This is a genomic window from Bacillus paralicheniformis (assembly GCF_002993925.1).
Classification (GTDB): Bacteria; Bacillota; Bacilli; order Bacillales; family Bacillaceae; genus Bacillus; species Bacillus paralicheniformis.
Map to the genome: position 1 here is coordinate 2127972 of NZ_CP023665.1, position 14951 is coordinate 2142922.

Annotated in this window: 13 protein-coding genes; 1 reads left to right on the forward strand and 12 read right to left on the reverse strand. The window is 47.3% G+C overall.

Annotated features, from left to right (window positions below):
• Positions 1 to 32: 32 nt before the first annotated feature.
• From pflB to CP943_RS11015, 10 genes are all read right to left on the reverse strand, one after another.
• The gene (pflB, locus tag CP943_RS10965) at positions 33 to 2258 is read right to left on the reverse strand and encodes a formate C-acetyltransferase (RefSeq protein WP_096748126.1); all 2226 of its coding nucleotides are present in this window, start codon (positions 2256 to 2258) and stop codon (positions 33 to 35) included.
• Between the two features lie 275 nt (positions 2259 to 2533).
• Entirely contained in the window at positions 2534 to 4033 is a 1500-nt protein-coding gene (locus CP943_RS10970; RefSeq protein WP_158700704.1) for a glycosyltransferase family 4 protein, read from the reverse strand.
• Between the two features lie 136 nt (positions 4034 to 4169).
• The gene (dacB, locus tag CP943_RS10975; protein WP_079289102.1) at positions 4170 to 5642 is read right to left on the reverse strand and encodes a D-alanyl-D-alanine carboxypeptidase/D-alanyl-D-alanine endopeptidase; all 1473 of its coding nucleotides are present in this window, start codon (positions 5640 to 5642) and stop codon (positions 4170 to 4172) included.
• A 63-nt stretch (positions 5643 to 5705) separates the two neighbouring features.
• The gene (locus CP943_RS10980; protein ID WP_079289103.1) at positions 5706 to 6422 is read right to left on the reverse strand and encodes an ABC transporter permease; all 717 of its coding nucleotides are present in this window, start codon (positions 6420 to 6422) and stop codon (positions 5706 to 5708) included.
• Positions 6419 to 7129 (reverse strand): fluoroquinolone export ABC transporter permease subunit, encoded by a 711-nt coding sequence (locus CP943_RS10985; protein ID WP_079289104.1) that lies wholly within the window; start codon positions 7127 to 7129, stop codon positions 6419 to 6421. Before CP943_RS10985 ends, CP943_RS10980 begins: the two co-directional genes overlap by 4 nt.
• The gene (locus CP943_RS10990) at positions 7126 to 7980 is read right to left on the reverse strand and encodes an ABC transporter ATP-binding protein (protein WP_079289105.1); all 855 of its coding nucleotides are present in this window, start codon (positions 7978 to 7980) and stop codon (positions 7126 to 7128) included. Before CP943_RS10990 ends, CP943_RS10985 begins: the two co-directional genes overlap by 4 nt.
• Positions 7973 to 8578, reverse strand: a complete 606-nt coding sequence (locus CP943_RS10995) for a TetR/AcrR family transcriptional regulator (protein ID WP_023857514.1) — start codon at positions 8576 to 8578, stop codon at positions 7973 to 7975. Before CP943_RS10995 ends, CP943_RS10990 begins: the two co-directional genes overlap by 8 nt.
• Positions 8579 to 8764: 186 nt before the next feature.
• Positions 8765 to 9943 carry an NAD(P)/FAD-dependent oxidoreductase gene (locus CP943_RS11000; RefSeq protein WP_020451688.1) on the reverse strand — a complete coding sequence of 393 codons (1179 nt, stop codon included), beginning with the start codon at positions 9941 to 9943 and terminating at the stop codon, positions 8765 to 8767.
• 36 nt (positions 9944 to 9979) lie between these two features.
• The gene (locus tag CP943_RS11005; protein ID WP_020451689.1) at positions 9980 to 10414 is read right to left on the reverse strand and encodes a helical membrane plugin domain-containing protein; all 435 of its coding nucleotides are present in this window, start codon (positions 10412 to 10414) and stop codon (positions 9980 to 9982) included.
• Between the two features lie 398 nt (positions 10415 to 10812).
• The gene (locus CP943_RS11015) at positions 10813 to 11043 is read right to left on the reverse strand and encodes an excisionase family DNA-binding protein (RefSeq protein ID WP_023857512.1); all 231 of its coding nucleotides are present in this window, start codon (positions 11041 to 11043) and stop codon (positions 10813 to 10815) included.
• Positions 11044 to 11136: 93 nt separating this feature from the next.
• Here CP943_RS11015 and CP943_RS11020 point away from each other — a divergent pair, with 93 nt between their 5' ends.
• The gene (locus tag CP943_RS11020; RefSeq protein WP_020451692.1) at positions 11137 to 11361 is read left to right on the forward strand and encodes a hypothetical protein; all 225 of its coding nucleotides are present in this window, start codon (positions 11137 to 11139) and stop codon (positions 11359 to 11361) included.
• A gap of 70 nt (positions 11362 to 11431) precedes the next feature.
• On the opposite strand, the gene CP943_RS11025 is transcribed toward CP943_RS11020, so the two are convergent.
• Together CP943_RS11025 and CP943_RS11030 are read right to left on the reverse strand one after the other, a co-directional pair.
• Complete coding sequence (locus tag CP943_RS11025; protein WP_023857511.1) at positions 11432 to 13384, reverse strand: AMP-binding protein; 1953 nt, start codon at positions 13382 to 13384, stop codon at positions 11432 to 11434.
• 30 nt (positions 13385 to 13414) lie between these two features.
• Positions 13415 to 14944 carry an acyl-CoA carboxylase subunit beta gene (locus CP943_RS11030; protein ID WP_023857510.1) on the reverse strand — a complete coding sequence of 510 codons (1530 nt, stop codon included), beginning with the start codon at positions 14942 to 14944 and terminating at the stop codon, positions 13415 to 13417.
• Between the last annotated feature and the right edge of the window lie 7 nt (positions 14945 to 14951).

The following is a 14951-nucleotide window of genomic DNA, read 5'->3' on the forward strand; positions in this document are numbered from 1 at the left end:
GAGCGCCTCGGCCGCGCTCCGCTTTATGCTCGTTACATCGATTCATGGAAGGTACGGCTGATAACGTCTAACTGCTGTTCTTTCGTCAGCTTAATAAAGTTGACCGCATAGCCTGAGACGCGAATCGTTAACTGCGGATATTCCTCCGGATGTTCCATGGCGTCGAGCAATGTTTCTCTGTTAAATACGTTTACATTTAAGTGATGCCCTGTTTTTGCGGCGTAACCGTCAAGGATGCTTGATAAATTGACGGCGCGGCTCTCTTCGTCTTTGCCAAGCGCTTTCGGGACGATCGAAAAGGTGTTGGATATGCCGTCGAGCGCATAGCTGTAAGGCAGCTTTGCCACTGAAGACAGCGATGCAAGCGTTCCTTTAGTATCGCGGCCGTGCATCGGATTCGCGCCTGGAGCAAACGGTTCTCCCGCCCGGCGTCCATCCGGCGTATTTCCGGTTTTCTTGCCGTAAACGACGTTTGACGTGATCGTTAAAATTGACATGGTATGAACAGACTGGCGATATGTCTGGTGCTTGCGCAGTTTTTTCATAAAGCGCTTGACAATGTCAACGGCGATCGCGTCGACGCGGTCATCATTATTTCCGTACTTAGGAAAGTCGCCTTCTGTTTCAAAATCGACGGCAATGCCGTTTTCATCGCGGACAACATTGACTTTGGCATATTTGATAGCGCTTAACGAATCGGCCACAACGCTCAAGCCGGCGATCCCGGTGGCCATCGTCCGCAAAATGTCCGTGTCGTGCAGCGCCATTTCAATTCTTTCATAGCAATATTTATCATGCATGTAGTGAATGACATTGAGCGTATTGATGTACAAGCCTGCAAGCCATTCCATCGTCTGATCGAATTTATGCATGACCTCGTCATAGTCCAGCACATCGGAAGCAACCGGAGGCATTTCCGGACCGACTTGCATTTTATGCTTTTCGTCTTTTCCGCCATTAATCGCATATAAAAGCGCTTTCGCCAAGTTGGCGCGTGCTCCGAAGAACTGCATTTGTTTGCCGATTGCCATTGCCGATACACAGCAGGCGATGCCGTAGTCATCCCCGTATTCAGGACGCATGATATCGTCATTTTCGTATTGAATCGAGCTCGTTTTAATCGACATTTTGGCACAGTAGTTTTTAAACTTTTGCGGCAGCCTGACAGACCAAAGGACGGTTAAATTTGGTTCCGGCGCCGGGCCTAAATTGTCAAGCGTATGCAGGAAACGGAACGAGTTTTTCGTGACGAGTGCGCGTCCGTCGTGCGCTATTCCGCCGATTGATTCTGTCACCCACGTCGGATCGCCGCTGAACAGCTCATTGTAGTCAGGTGTGCGTGCAAATTTGACCAAGCGCAGCTTCATGACAAAATGGTCGACAAGCTCTTGGGCCTCCTGTTCTGTTAATGCGCCCGTTTTCAAATCTCTTTCGATGTATATATCAAGGAACGTGGACACGCGGCCAAGGCTCATTGCTGCTCCATTTTGCTCTTTAATGGCAGCCAAATAGGCAAAATACAGCCATTGAAATGCTTCTCTTGCATTTGCCGCAGGCTCGGAAATGTCAAAGCCATAACTTGCTGCAAGTGCTTTAAGTTCGTTCAATGCCCGGATTTGTTCTGACAATTCTTCACGAAGGCGGATGTTTTCTTCAGACATCACGCGAGAGGTGTCGGCCGCATCTTTTTTCTTTTCATCGATCAGGAAGTCCACGCCGTAAAGCGCCACTCTCCGGTAATCGCCGATGATGCGCCCGCGCCCGTAAGCATCAGGCAGTCCGGTAATGATTCCGACCTTTCGGGCGAGTTTCATTTCGTCCGTATACGCGTCAAACACGCCTTGGTTATGGGTTTTGCGGTAATCGGTAAAGATTCTTTCCACTTCTTCATTCAATTCAAAACCATAGGATTCACATGCTTGTTTCGCCATGCGAATGCCGCCGAAAGGCTGAAGCGACCGTTTAAACGGCTCATCGGTTTGAACGCCGACGACTTTTTCCAAGTCTTTGTCCAAATAGCCGGGACCGTGCGAGGTAATCGTTGAGACGATCTCTGTATCCATATCGAGGACGCCTCCGTTTTCACGCTCTTTTTTTGTCAAGTCCATTACGTGATCCCATAATGCCGATGTAGCTTCCGTCGGAGGTTCGAGAAACGATTCGTCACCTTGATATGGCTCAAAGTTCGAGAGAATAAAATCGCGGACATTGACTTCTTTTTGCCAAACGTTTGTGGTGAAACCTTTCCATTGTTCCATTTAAATCCCCCTCTTTTCAAGTTGAAATGATATAACAGTTGTTGCATTTATATCTTATGTTTAATATAACAGTTTTGAATGTGATAAAAATCACATATTTTGTGAAATAGTTAACAAATTTAAGAAAGTTCTTTGAACATCGCGTTTTTCCTAATATAGGATGTTGTTTGAAGCAATTTTCTTATTTGAATCTGTATTATAATAAAGTCAAATAAAACGAAAACTGTTATATAAAAAACCGGCTAAACAGCCGGCTTGCGCAGAAGTATTTATCATCAGTCGAGGGATACGAACTGATTGCCGAATGCTTCGATAGTGCTTTTCAAGACATAGCTGCCTCGGGGGAGCTGGTGAAATTCATAGCACCCTTTCGAATCGACCGCTTTTGTCTGCAGTAAAACGCCTGACAAATCATAAACATGAATGTAATGGTCCTCTTTTTTAAGTTGGCTTTTGAGATGTTCCGGGATTTCCCCGGCAATCGTGTACTCCGCTTCTGACGTTTTCTTTTCACCGATTTGTTCAAGGATTTCCAGGTCCAGCCCCTGCTCTTTTCGATGATTTTTGCAGGACCGCACTGCTCTTTTTTGTGTCTCGAATGTTTGATACAGGTTTTCGATCGACCTCATGTGAAAGCTGATATCCCAATGTTTCATAGCTTTTTGAAACGCTTGGCGCCCCAATTTTTGTCGGGTTTTGTCATCGTCGAGCAGCAAGCGCAGCTTTTCAGTAAGCGCTTCGCTGTCTGCCGGGGGAACAAGCAATCCGTTCGCACCGTCATCAATGATTTCTTTTACCCCGCCTACGTTTGCCGCCAGCACAGGTTTTGCGGAGAACTGCCCTTCCAGGATGACGAGCGGAAATGTATCGTGAAGCGACGGCAAAACAATGACATCACTAATATTCATTAAGTCGGGTATATCTTTTCGCTTTCCGAGAAAAGAGACCGCCGACGCGATACCGAGCTTTTCGGACAGGCTTTGCAGAGTTTCGAGCTCCGGACCCTCGCCTGCGAGAAGGCAGTGAAAATCATCCCTTTCGCACCGCAGTTTATAAAGCGCTTCGATCAAGTAGCGGTGTCCTTTCACCGGAACGAGCCGCGCCGGACAGAGAATGATCTTTTTTCCTTGATGCGGGAGGCTTTTAGGGAGATTATTTTTCTTTTCGATAAAGGGTGTTTTTACAATTCCATACGGGATGACTCGGATGCTCGAAGGCGTCACACCAATTTGAATCAGCTCGTGTTTCAGCCATTCGCACGGAACGGCCACAACGTCTCCGGACATTGCGCCCAAACATTCTTCGATTTTCATGTATTGCTGTTCCTGGCCGCTTTTCTCGTCAAATTCCCCGGTAATCTTTGCTTCATGATATTTAAAGTTATGGAGGGACACGATTAAAGGCGTGTGCTGAGGTTTGGAACGGGCCAGTGCTCTTGCCGTCATAAAATCGTGGCAGTGGATCAAATCATACTTCTTAAGATCAAACTGTTTAACAGCTTGTTCCAAACTGTAGCGCTCCATTTCACGCCAATATATCCATAGGGGATATTTTTCGGTATAAGCTGTTTGAAGACGGTGAATCAGCTCATGTTTTAACCGGTGTTTATCGGCCGGCTGCTGATCGGCGACCTGAATGTTGAGCCATCGGGTATCGTGCGACATTAAATCGACAGAATGCCCTTCTCCTTCCAAGCTTTTTCTAAGGATATCAATATAGGTAGACGGGCCGTTTGTATGTGGAGAGTATCGATAATAAGCCAGCAAAATGTTCATATATTTCCCCCTGCCTGCTGTTAAACTTATTGAAATGAAATCTCTTAGCATTATATGGCCTCAGCTGAAAAAAGTACGAAGTGAATGGAAAGCCTTTTCAATAAAGAAAACCCATTGCCTTAAGCAATGGGAGCTGTCATGAAGAAGCTAATATTTGAACGATTTTATCTTCAATATCCTTTCCTTTTTCATCATCCACGAGCTGATTGAGAAGAATGGAGAAAATCAATGTCTTGCCGCTTGCAGTATCGATATAGCCCGACAAGGTACTGACGGTTGAAAGAGAGCCTGTTTTCGCTCTGACTTTGCCTTTTAGAGCCGGGTCTTTCAGCCGGTTTCTTAATGTGCCGCCGACCATTCTGTCGCTTTCCCCCGCAACCGGGAGTGAACGGGCAAACGACGGAAACCATTTCTCTTCTTGAACGGAATACAATAGCTTTGTGATCTGGTCGGCAGAAATCAAATTGATATGCGAGATGCCTGAGCCGTCTCTGAGAACGATCTTTTCTGTGTCCATTCCAAATCCCTGCAGTTCTTTATTCAACACTTCAAGACCTTGATCCCAGCTTCCTTCACGGCTCGCGGCTTTTCCCATTTCCTTGATCAGTGTTTCGCCATGGCCGTTGTTGCTGAGCTTCATAAAGGGGATCATCAGCTCTGAAAGCGGCATGGATTGATGTGCGGTGATGCGGCGCGCTTTTTTTGGCGCTTTGCCGGTTTTAGTCTTTCCCAGGATTCGAATGCCTTGTTGCTGTAAAGCCTGTTTAAATAAATCGAGTGCATATTCTGACGACTCCCAAACCGCAACCCATTGTCTGACCCTTGAAGCGCCTTGTGGAATCGTCCCTTTGATTTGGATGGTATTTCCGCCGTGTTCCCTTTTAATCGTGATATCTTTTTTTCCGTCTGCAGCAACGGTCTTGGCACCGTTTTCGATTTTGACATGATTAGTTTGCGGAGTAAGCGATACAACGGGTTTTTTCCCGGTTTTGCCGTCAGGATTCACGTCGATGATGACCGTTCCGGCATCATAGTCTTCGTTTGGCGAAGCTGTTAAAGCCGAGATCTGCGCTCCGTAGTATGCGTCTTCATCGCTCCAGGAAAGGTCTTGAGAGTAGCGGACCTCATCATACCAGGAATCATCGCCGACCAAGTCTCCCCGGATGACAGTGATCCCTTGTTTTCGGAGTGCCTTGGCCATTTGCTGAAAATCGGCTTTCAAAAGCGTCGGATCGCCTTTTCCTTTTAGATAAAGGCTGCCTTTGAGTGTGCTCGCGGATCGTGCGCCGTCTGTCATCACTTCTGTGGGAAAGGTATAGTCCTCACCCAGGACGGAAAAGGCAGCTGCTGCCGTTAAAAGCTTCAGATTGGACGCCGGTCTCATCCGTGTATCGCCCATATGGCCGTATATCATTTTCCCGCTTTCTGCGGACCTGACGCTGATGCCTGCGAGCGCTCCTTTTAAATCAGGCTCGGTCTTTAACAGCTGATCAATTTGCTCTTTGAGCCCGGCGCCTTTTTCCCCGGCGGCCAAGCCGTCTATGCTGCCGGCCAACGTCAATACAAAGATCATCATCATACACAGACAAAGCTTCATATTTTTCTTCATAGAATATCCCGCCTCCCGCTGATGGTTCTAATACTTTATTGCAAAACGCGGCGGGATATACTCCTATTGATCGGTTTTCACCAAAAACCTCCGGTATAAAAGCAGCAGTATCATTACATGCAGCACAACTCCGATGAACCCGAAAACGAAAACAAGCCCTTCATGAGAAGTTCCTGCCAAGTACGTTTTCGCTGTCCAGTAGGTCGGCGTGAAAACGCCGAAAAGCTGCCACGGCAAAGGAATAAAATAAACCGCGGCCGGCATGAAAGTGAGCAGGCTGAACCCTTTCATTAAAGCGAGCCCTTCCACTTTGTTCGAAGCGTAAGCGGCTAAAAGCAGCGTGTAAATCGGGGCTTCAAGCGTGACCATGATCAGGATGAACAAAAGGTACACAGAGCCGAGCGCCATTAAACCGCCGGATGCAAACAGCAAAATGCTGTAGCAAAAAGTCAGCGCCATTGGCAGGATGAGGCGTATCAAGACATATCCGCGCTTCGACAAGGGCGTCACGGCAAAATACTGAATCATATTTTCGTCGCGCTCATCAAGCAGGACAAACCCCGACATGATACCGAGAATCAGGGGGATGAAAAGCATGGCAAAGCTCATGATCAAATGACGGTATGGGGTGATATTGAATGCCGCCAGTTCCGCTGACAAAGGAATGCCAGCGGCTGTCACGATGATGAGCAGAAAAGGCGCCAGACCGTAAAAAGCAAGCATTGAATCACGTTTGATCTGTTTCATATCTCCGCGTATCAGCTGAATGATTTTCATCATCGTGTATCACCTCCGCCAAGCTTTAATGTGATGAATGTTTGAAGTGAATGCCTCGCCCAGAAATACGCGGCTCCGTTCCACAACAAGAGAGTGGAAATCGCGTAGAAGAGCTCCCACTGCTGAAGGCCGGTAAAGGCGGAACCTAACAGCATTAATGAGGCCTTTGACGGCAGAGCGTAAAACAGCGGGCTGCTCCAAATGCCCGCTGTTTCAAACAAAGGCAGAACGAACACAAAGGTGCTCAAAGAAGACAAAAAGAAAAATCCGTTTAAGGTTTCACACCGCACCGCCAAACCTAAGCCGATCATCGTGAAGAAAAATGAAGTGAACACCACGCCGCAAGCGAACAAACCGGAATTTGTTCCATAGCCAAACACACTGCTGTGGATGAAAATGCTCGATCCAAGAGACAAAACGGACAAGGACGCCGTTTTGGAAAAAATATACTCACTCGGACTTAGCGGCGTTACAAACAGGCTGTCATGGATGTTTTGCCCTTTCTCCAGTAAAACAAGACCCCCGATGAAGAAAAACCCCAGGAAGCTCGGATCTGAAAACGTCAAGGCAATGTTGGCCGCCTCCCTGTAATCAGCCGGAAGAAACTGCAACACGGCGATATACACCGCGCTGATCAGCAAATAGGCATAATAAAAACCGTGCTTGAACTGAAGTTTGATATCATGGGAAATCGCTGATAAGATCCTCAACTTAAACGCCTCCCCGTCACATCGATAAAGATGTCTTCAAGCGATGCTTCTTGGGAATGAATGGTTTCCACAGGGTGCTCCTTGATCAAGTTCAAAAATTCCGGGCTGCTGCCGATCTGATCAAGGTCGAATTGAGCAGTTTCCAGCTGCCTGCGGCTGCGGTACTCCACTTTTACGTGCCTTTTTCCTTTTTGCACTTTCAAGGCGCGTGGAGAATCAATCAAAGCCACCCTGCCGTCAACGATGAAAGCTACGCGGTCGCAGATTTCTTCAGCTGTTTGCATGTGGTGCGTTGTGATCAGGATCGTCTTCCCTTCCGCCTTTTTGTTCAGGATAAGCTGTTTTAATTTTTTGGCATGCACGGGATCGAGCCCCGAGGTCGGTTCGTCTAGAAATAAAAGATCAGGCTGATTGATCAGGGCTCTCAAAAAATTCAGCCTCATTTTCATGCCTTTTGAGTAAGCGGATACCTTTGTCCGGCCGTACTCTTCAAGACCCGTTAAAGCGAGCAGCGTTTCCGGCTCCTCGGTTTCAGATGCATACAAGGAACGGAACAAATTTAAGTTTTCCAGTGCCGTTAATCGTTGATAGAAATTCGGAAATTCAAAGGCGACGCCGATTTTCTCATAAAAGGAGCTGTCGGCTTGACTCAATTCTTTCCCCATCACAGAAACCCGGCCTTCATATTGCTTTAAAATACCGATTAATATTTTTTGAATCGTGCTTTTTCCAGCGCCGGACGGGCCGAGAAATCCAAAAATTTCACCCTTTTGAATCGAAAAGTCGATTCCTTTCAATACGGGCGTTTTTTGTCCGGGGTATGTGAAGCGAAGCCCGCTGACTTCAATCATGGGATGCATCCTCCTTGGCCGAAAGCCCCTGTCCGATCAATTCGATAAGCAAATCCATCGTTTCGTCGTAGCGGTCTTCCCCAATATTTGTTTTTTGAAAGGATAAAAGAACAATGGCGCGAATCACACTGACGATCGTCTCCGGTTTTTTTCTGACAAGCCAGCCTTTTTCCTGGCCCATTTCAATTAAAGGCTTGAAAAAATCTTCGTCGCTGTCGAAATGCGCCTGCAGCTTTTCTTCGGGGAGTTTGCGGAAGAGTGTCTCGAGTAAGTTGTCATCGTAAACTTGGCGAATGTACGGGTTATCTTCCACCACCGCCAATGCTTCACGCAAAAACTGTGCAAATGTTTTCCCGCTTTCAGAAAATGATGCCTCAAGCTGGGCGCGGATCTTACTTTCTTCCTGCTGCAAAATCTCAAAATAAAGCTCCTCTTTCGAGTCGAAAAATGTATAAAATGAGCCTTGGGCAATTCCGGCCGAGGCTGTTAGCTCACCAACGCTCGTTTTTTTCAATCCAAGCTGCGCAAAAAGCTCTCTTCCGCTTTGCACTAAAGCTGAGCGTATCGCTTCCTTTTCTTTTTCGGTAAATTTCGGCATGTCAGTCTCTCCTTGTTTTATAAACATATGAATATTTTTATTTTATATTCATATAATGCGATGAGACCGTCTTTTTGTCAATGCATTTTGGTTCAAATTTACCACAATATTTTCATTTGCCCGTCAAATTTAAAGCAAAAAAAAGCACCACTTATAGTTTAAACTATAAGTAGCGCTTCATTTCCATTAATAAGCAAGGCTGAACAGACCTTTAATATGAGTCAGATAACGGACGTTGCTCGCTTCTTTCATCAATGAAGCAGGCAGGCCTTTAAGAGATGTACTGTTCGCGCCGATAACGGCAACTGCATCTTTGCGGCCAAGGCTTGCAAGCGTGCCCGAGTTGACAGGGCTGAACGTTTCCATTGATTTGTTTTCTAAGTATGCATACAGGTTGTAGCCGATCAGCTCGCCCATTTGCCAAGCGATTTGAGCTGTCGGAGGGTACGGACGGCCATCCGGACCGAAGACAACGGCGCTGTCTCCTGCAACAAATACGTCTTCATGTGATGTGGATTGAAGGAAATCGTTTACAGTTGCGCGTCCGCGGTTCACTTCAAGACCTGACTCGCCGATCAGCGGATTGCCTTGAACACCGCCGGTCCAGACAAATGTATTTGTGACGATTTTTTGCCCGTCTTTCAAATCAACAACGTTTCCTTCTACATTTGTGACAGGCAGTCCTGTCAAGAATTCAACGCCGCGTTTTTCAAGGCTCTTTGTCGCACGTTCGATCAGCTCATCCGGAAGAACCGGCAGGATTTTCGGACCGGCTTCAACAAGCTTCAGCTTGATTTCTTTCGGATCGACACCGTAGCTTCTCGCAAGGTTCGGCATGATATCGGCGAGTTCACCGACAAGCTCGACGCCTGTTAGTCCGCCGCCGCCGATTAGGATCGTAGCATCCGCTTCGTTTTTCGTTTTAGCGTATTCGCGCACGCGCTCTTCAACATGTTTGAAGATCTTGTTTGCATCGTTTGCAGATTTGAGCACCATGCTGTTTTCTTGAAGGCCAGGAATGCCGAAGTAAGCAGTGACAGAACCAAGACCGACGACAAGCGCGTCATACGTCAGGGTAGAGCCGTCAGAAAGAGCGACTTCTTTTTTGTCAACTGAGAACGAGTTGACTTTGGCGATTTTAAGATCGATGTCTTTTCCTTTGAAAAGCTTTGCAAGCGGCATCGCAATGGCCTGTTCTGACACGTTGCCCGCAGCAAGGCGATGCAGTTCTGTGATGATTTGATGTGTCGGGTATTGGTTAACCACTGTGATTTTTGCTTCTTCTTTTGTGTAGTGTTTGCGAACTGTTAAAGCAGACAGTAATCCGCCGTAACCAGCGCCTAAAATGACGATATGTTTTGACATCGTGAATCCTCCGTCCTTATTCTGAATGTATAGTGATTATTTTTGTTTTTCGCGTTCTGACATGATTTGCAGGTAGCTTTGAACAAAGCGGAACATCTTTTGGGCCTGCGGATCTTTAAGCATTTTCAGCAAACCGAAAAGTCCGATGACTTCATTGCTTTCGTCAGCGCGGTCTTTTGCTTCAATGGCGGTAGCCGCGATTTCTTTTGCCGTATCTTTGACAGGCTCAAGAATTTCTGTGATGGCACCGACCGTATCATTTTTTAATACTTCATCAGTTGCAACGGATTGTGCGAAATCGTAAGACTTTGTCAAAATGTTGACCAGTTCTGTCAGCTTTGGAAGCTGGTCGACTAAAACAGTCAAAGACTCCTGTACTTCAGGTTTTAGCAGTTGATCGATAAGATCGCGTTGGCTTTGGCTTACAGATTCGTTTGTTTGATCAGCTGTTTGATCGATTGTTTCCGGCATAACCAATTCTCCTTTTCAATAAGCGATGTGCTGTTTTTTGAAGGAACCCCTTTTTCACAGTTTGTGAATTTGTGCACAAACAAGTCCGCAAAAAGGTTCTCCCCTTTTGTGTTTGTTTTGCTGTTTTCAGTCTGGAATTCCCGAAAACCCGCAATCTCAAAACACGCTGTATTTTTTACTACTAAATGATAACACTTTTTGAACAAAAAATGAACGTGATTGTTTCGGGAATGAAATAAAATCATAGAAAACTTTATATATAGGGCTTCTTTCATCCCTTTCATTTCCTATATTGTGTCTTTTTTTACGAAACGTCCCATTCACACGTCATGATAGAGTCGTGCGAACATTTCCTAGAAACGCATCTAGTTTACATAATGGAATTATCGTTATCTTGGTTAATCTTCATCTTTAACATCCGGATCTTCGGGGATGGGTTCGTTCAGAAAGGATTCCGCCCACTCTTTATACTTTTCCATCTGTTCCATATGGGTATTGAATTGATCTTTGTTGATTAAATGCTGCTGTCCGTCGAAGACGGTGCGGATTTTCTTTTCTCTCACAAGCTGTTCAACATATGCTTCTGAAAGCGTTAAATATTCTGCGGTTTCCTTTATCGTCAAGTACATGTTTTAGTTCCTCTCGTTTTGATTTAGGCGAACGTTGCGATTTTAGGATCATACGATAAGATATATCAGTTTAGATGATGGAGGCCTATTTCTATGTATTCAAAATGGAATTCTGAAACGTCTTATCCGCCTTCAGCCCCGCACATGCACACCGGCCAATCTTCTCAGCAGATGAATCAAAGGCTGAAAAATCTCGAAGATCAAATGGAATTGCTGATCAAACTCATGGAATGCAACAATCAGCTGCTGCGTTCAATTGAAGAGCAGCAAAACCGCGTCTGCGCGGCCGGCGGAGGTTCGGTTATCGTCAGAATGTGAGTTTTTGGTCTTAAAATAAAAAGAGGAAGGACGTGTCCTTCTTCTTTGTCTGCAAGCCTTATCCAGTATACTACAGATTTTTTTGCGCTGAAAGGCCGGCAATTTCATCGTATGTTTGACGATTTTCCAATGTTGACAAATCGCCTGCCGGCTCGTTCAAATAGGCAGCTCTGATCAGCCGTCTCATCACTTTTGCATTTCTCGTCTTCGGCAGACCGCTGACAAAGTAAACCGCTTTTGGCTTGATCGCTTTACCGATCGCGTCAGAGGCGAGGTTCAGCAAATCATCTTTTAGTTTTTCCGACGGCTTTTCCGACTGTGTGAGGACGACAAAGCAGACGGCAGCCTGACCTTTGAGCTGATCCGGAACGCCGATAACGCCTGCTTCCGCCACCGCTGGATGGCCGACCAGTACGGACTCTATTTCGGCGGGCCCGATCCTTTTCCCAGCAGTATTGATCACATCATCAGAACGTCCGCTGATCGTCCAGTAGCCGTTTTCATCACGTTTTGCCCAATCGCCGTGCACCCAGACGTCAGTCCAGCGGCTCCAATATGCTTTTTCATATCTGGACGGCTCCTTCCAAAAACCATTCGTCATGCCGACCCACGGCTTTGTCAGGACAAGCTCCCCGACTTCATTGACGACTTCCTCCCCTTTTTCGTTGAAGACATTGGCCGCCATGCCAGGCAGAGGCGAATTAAACGTCATCGGCGTGATCGGCCGCAGGAGCACATTGCCCAAAATGCCGCCTGAAATTTCCGTTCCTCCTGAATAATTAAAAATAGGAATCCGCTCTTTTCCAGCATGGCGGAACAGCCATATCCACGGTTCATAATTCCAAGGTTCTCCCGTTGAGCCGATTGCCTTCAGACTGCTCAGGTCGCATTGAAGAAGAAAATTTTCGCCGTGCTGCATCAGTGAGCGAATGAGCGTCGGAGAGACGCCGAGATGCGACACCTGGTGTCTGCTGACAAGCTCCCACAGCCGACTCGGGGCCGGGAAATCCGGTGCTCCGTCATACAGCAAAACTGCCGCTCCGTTTATGAGCCCCCCGAATATTAAAAACGGTCCCATCATCCAGCCCATGTCTGTAAACCAGAAAAACGTGTCCCCTTGTTTGACATCCATCCCGAAGCCCGCATCAAATGCAGCTTTCAGCGGAAAACCGGCGTGGGTATGAACCGCTCCCTTCGGCTGTCCTGTCGTGCCTGATGTGTAAAGCAGCATGAGCGGATCTGAACTGTCCATTTCTTCTGTCATCTGGAGAGGATCGCTTTTCATCAATTCATTCCAGTCTATATCTCTCTTATGATTCCAATCTTGTTCGCCATCGTGAAGCTGGCAGACGACAACTTTTTGGACAGTGGGGGCGCGGTCTGCTGCTTTGTCAGCTTCTTTCTTCATACAGACCTTCTTTCCCCTTCGCAAAAAGGCATCTGCCGTGACAAGAATTTTTGCTCCGGCAGCGCTGAGTCTCGCGGCTGCCGCATGGGCCCCGTAGCCTGAAAAAACCGGGGAGAATACCGCGCCGATTTTAGCGGCGGCAAGCATGGCGATGACCGTTTGCGGGATCATCGGCATGTAAATCGCAATGACATCCCCTTTTGATATGCCTTGTTTTTTAAAGCCTGCTGCCGCACGGGCGACTTTTTGATGTAAAGAAGAATAGGTGATCCGTTCTGTTTTTCCGTCTTCACTTTCCCAGATGAGGGCTGTCCTCTCGGCCGTATCAGGCTGTCGGGACCATTTTTCCACGGCGCTGCAAACGGCATTTAAGCGTCCGCCGGAAAACCATTTCGGCCATTTTATGCCTTTATCGAGATTCAATGTTTGGCTGTACCGCTTGTACCAGCTGATGCCGAGCGCTTTTTCGGCCTCTTCCCAGAACCAGGCGATATCGTCTGTACTTGCTTTCAAAAAATCATCATAGTCGGAAAAACCGAGAGCTGTCATCCATTGAAACAGCCGGGTCGCTTTTACAAATTCCGGATCAGGCTGCCAAACCGCTTTTTCGGCCATACCGTTTCCCCCTTTTCGTTTCATTGGCCTTTAGACGGGATAAACAGGATGCTTCCGTTCCGTAAATATCATGTATTTGGTCATATATGCATTCAGCCGTTTGATGAGTTCCGTACGAAGCGAATCGGCCGGAATGACCCCGTCGACAATCATTTCTGAAGCAAGCCGGTAAATGTCTATGTCTTTTTGGTACTCTTCCCGTTTTTCGGCAATGAAGGCGGACCGCTCTTCTTCAGGCAATTGTGCGATTTTTTTGGCATAAACGGCATTTACCGCTGCTTCCGGACCCATCACAGCAATCTGAGCCGTAGGCAGCGCCAGACAGCAGTCAGGCTCAAAGGCCGGTCCCGCCATCGCATACAAGCCTGCGCCATAAGCTTTCCTGACGATGACGGATATTTTCGGCACGGTTGCTTCGGCCATCGCTGAGATCATTTTCGCTCCGTGTCTGATAATACCCGCCCTCTCGACTTTTGTTCCGATCATAAAGCCGGGGATATCAGCCAGAAACAGCAGCGGGATATGATAGGCATCGCACAAATTGATAAACTTTGCGGCTTTGTCTGCCGAATCGTGAAACAACACACCGCCTTTGACCCGCGGCTGATTGGCGATGATGCCGACAGGCTGCCCGTGAATCCTCGCCAAACCGGTAATCAGCTCTGGCGCGAACAATTTTTTGATCTCATAAAAAGACGCTTTATCAATGATCCGGTCGATTAAATCCATCATTTGAAACGGTGCGTTTTGGTTTTTCGGAATGATCTCCTCCAACGGCCGGTCAAACGGAAGAGCGGGTTTTGCTTCAATGACAGGCGCTTTTTCGGTGTAGTTCGGCGGAAAGTAGGAAAGATACCGGCGCGCCGACTTGATCGCATCTTCTTCCGTTTCGGCAAGAATGTCTCCGCAGCCTGAAACAGAACAGTGCATTCGCGCTCCGCCCATTTCTTCAAGCGACACTTTTTCGCCGATCACCATTTCCGCCATGCGCGGCGAGCCTAAATACATCGAGGCGTTACCTTCGACCATGATAACGATATCGCAAAAAGCCGGTATGTAGGCGCCGCCTGCCGCTGAAGGACCGAACAAAAGACAGATTTGCGGGATGCGCCCGGATAATTTGACTTGCTGATAAAAAATCCGCCCTGCTCCTCTTCGCCCCGGAAACATGTCAACTTGATCCGTAATCCTTGCGCCTGCTGAATCGACCAAATAAAGAAGCGGACAATTCAGCTTTTCGGCTGTTTCCTGGATGCGGATGATTTTTTCGACGGTTCTTGCTCCCCATGATCCTGCTTTCACCGTTGAATCATTAGCCATGACGCAAACGGTTCGGCCGCCGATTTTTCCGATTCCCGTGACGACTCCGTCTGCCGGAAGCCCGTCTGCCATGCAATTGGCAAAAAAAGCGTCCTCAAGGTCGAGGCCTTCGTCAAGCAGCAGCTTTAATCGGTCTCTGACAAATAATTTTCCTTTTTTCTCATTAGCTTCATGGTATTTTTGCGCTCCGCCTTCCTGAATCCGGCGAATGCGTTCATACAATTCCTTTTCGGCCGGCATCGGCTGT

Excerpts from the sequence above, each read along its gene's own strand:
- CP943_RS11020 (WP_020451692.1), top strand. The coding sequence starts at position 11,137 with ATGTATTCAAAATGGAATTCTGAAACGTCTTATCCGCCTTCAGCCCCG.
- dacB (WP_079289102.1), bottom strand. The coding sequence starts at position 5,642 with ATGAAGAAAAATATGAAGCTTTGTCTGTGTATGATGATGATCTTTGTA.
- pflB (WP_096748126.1), bottom strand. The coding sequence starts at position 2,258 with ATGGAACAATGGAAAGGTTTCACCACAAACGTTTGGCAAAAAGAAGTC.
- CP943_RS11030 (WP_023857510.1), bottom strand. The coding sequence starts at position 14,944 with ATGCCGGCCGAAAAGGAATTGTATGAACGCATTCGCCGGATTCAGGAA.
- CP943_RS11015 (WP_023857512.1), bottom strand. The coding sequence starts at position 11,043 with ATGTACTTGACGATAAAGGAAACCGCAGAATATTTAACGCTTTCAGAA.
- CP943_RS10990 (WP_079289105.1), bottom strand. The coding sequence starts at position 7,980 with ATGATTGAAGTCAGCGGGCTTCGCTTCACATACCCCGGACAAAAAACG.
- CP943_RS10995 (WP_023857514.1), bottom strand. The coding sequence starts at position 8,578 with ATGCCGAAATTTACCGAAAAAGAAAAGGAAGCGATACGCTCAGCTTTA.
- CP943_RS10980 (WP_079289103.1), bottom strand. The coding sequence starts at position 6,422 with ATGATGAAAATCATTCAGCTGATACGCGGAGATATGAAACAGATCAAA.
- CP943_RS11000 (WP_020451688.1), bottom strand. The coding sequence starts at position 9,943 with ATGTCAAAACATATCGTCATTTTAGGCGCTGGTTACGGCGGATTACTG.
- CP943_RS10970 (WP_158700704.1), bottom strand. The coding sequence starts at position 4,033 with ATGAACATTTTGCTGGCTTATTATCGATACTCTCCACATACAAACGGC.
- CP943_RS11005 (WP_020451689.1), bottom strand. The coding sequence starts at position 10,414 with ATGCCGGAAACAATCGATCAAACAGCTGATCAAACAAACGAATCTGTA.
- CP943_RS11025 (WP_023857511.1), bottom strand. The coding sequence starts at position 13,384 with ATGGCCGAAAAAGCGGTTTGGCAGCCTGATCCGGAATTTGTAAAAGCG.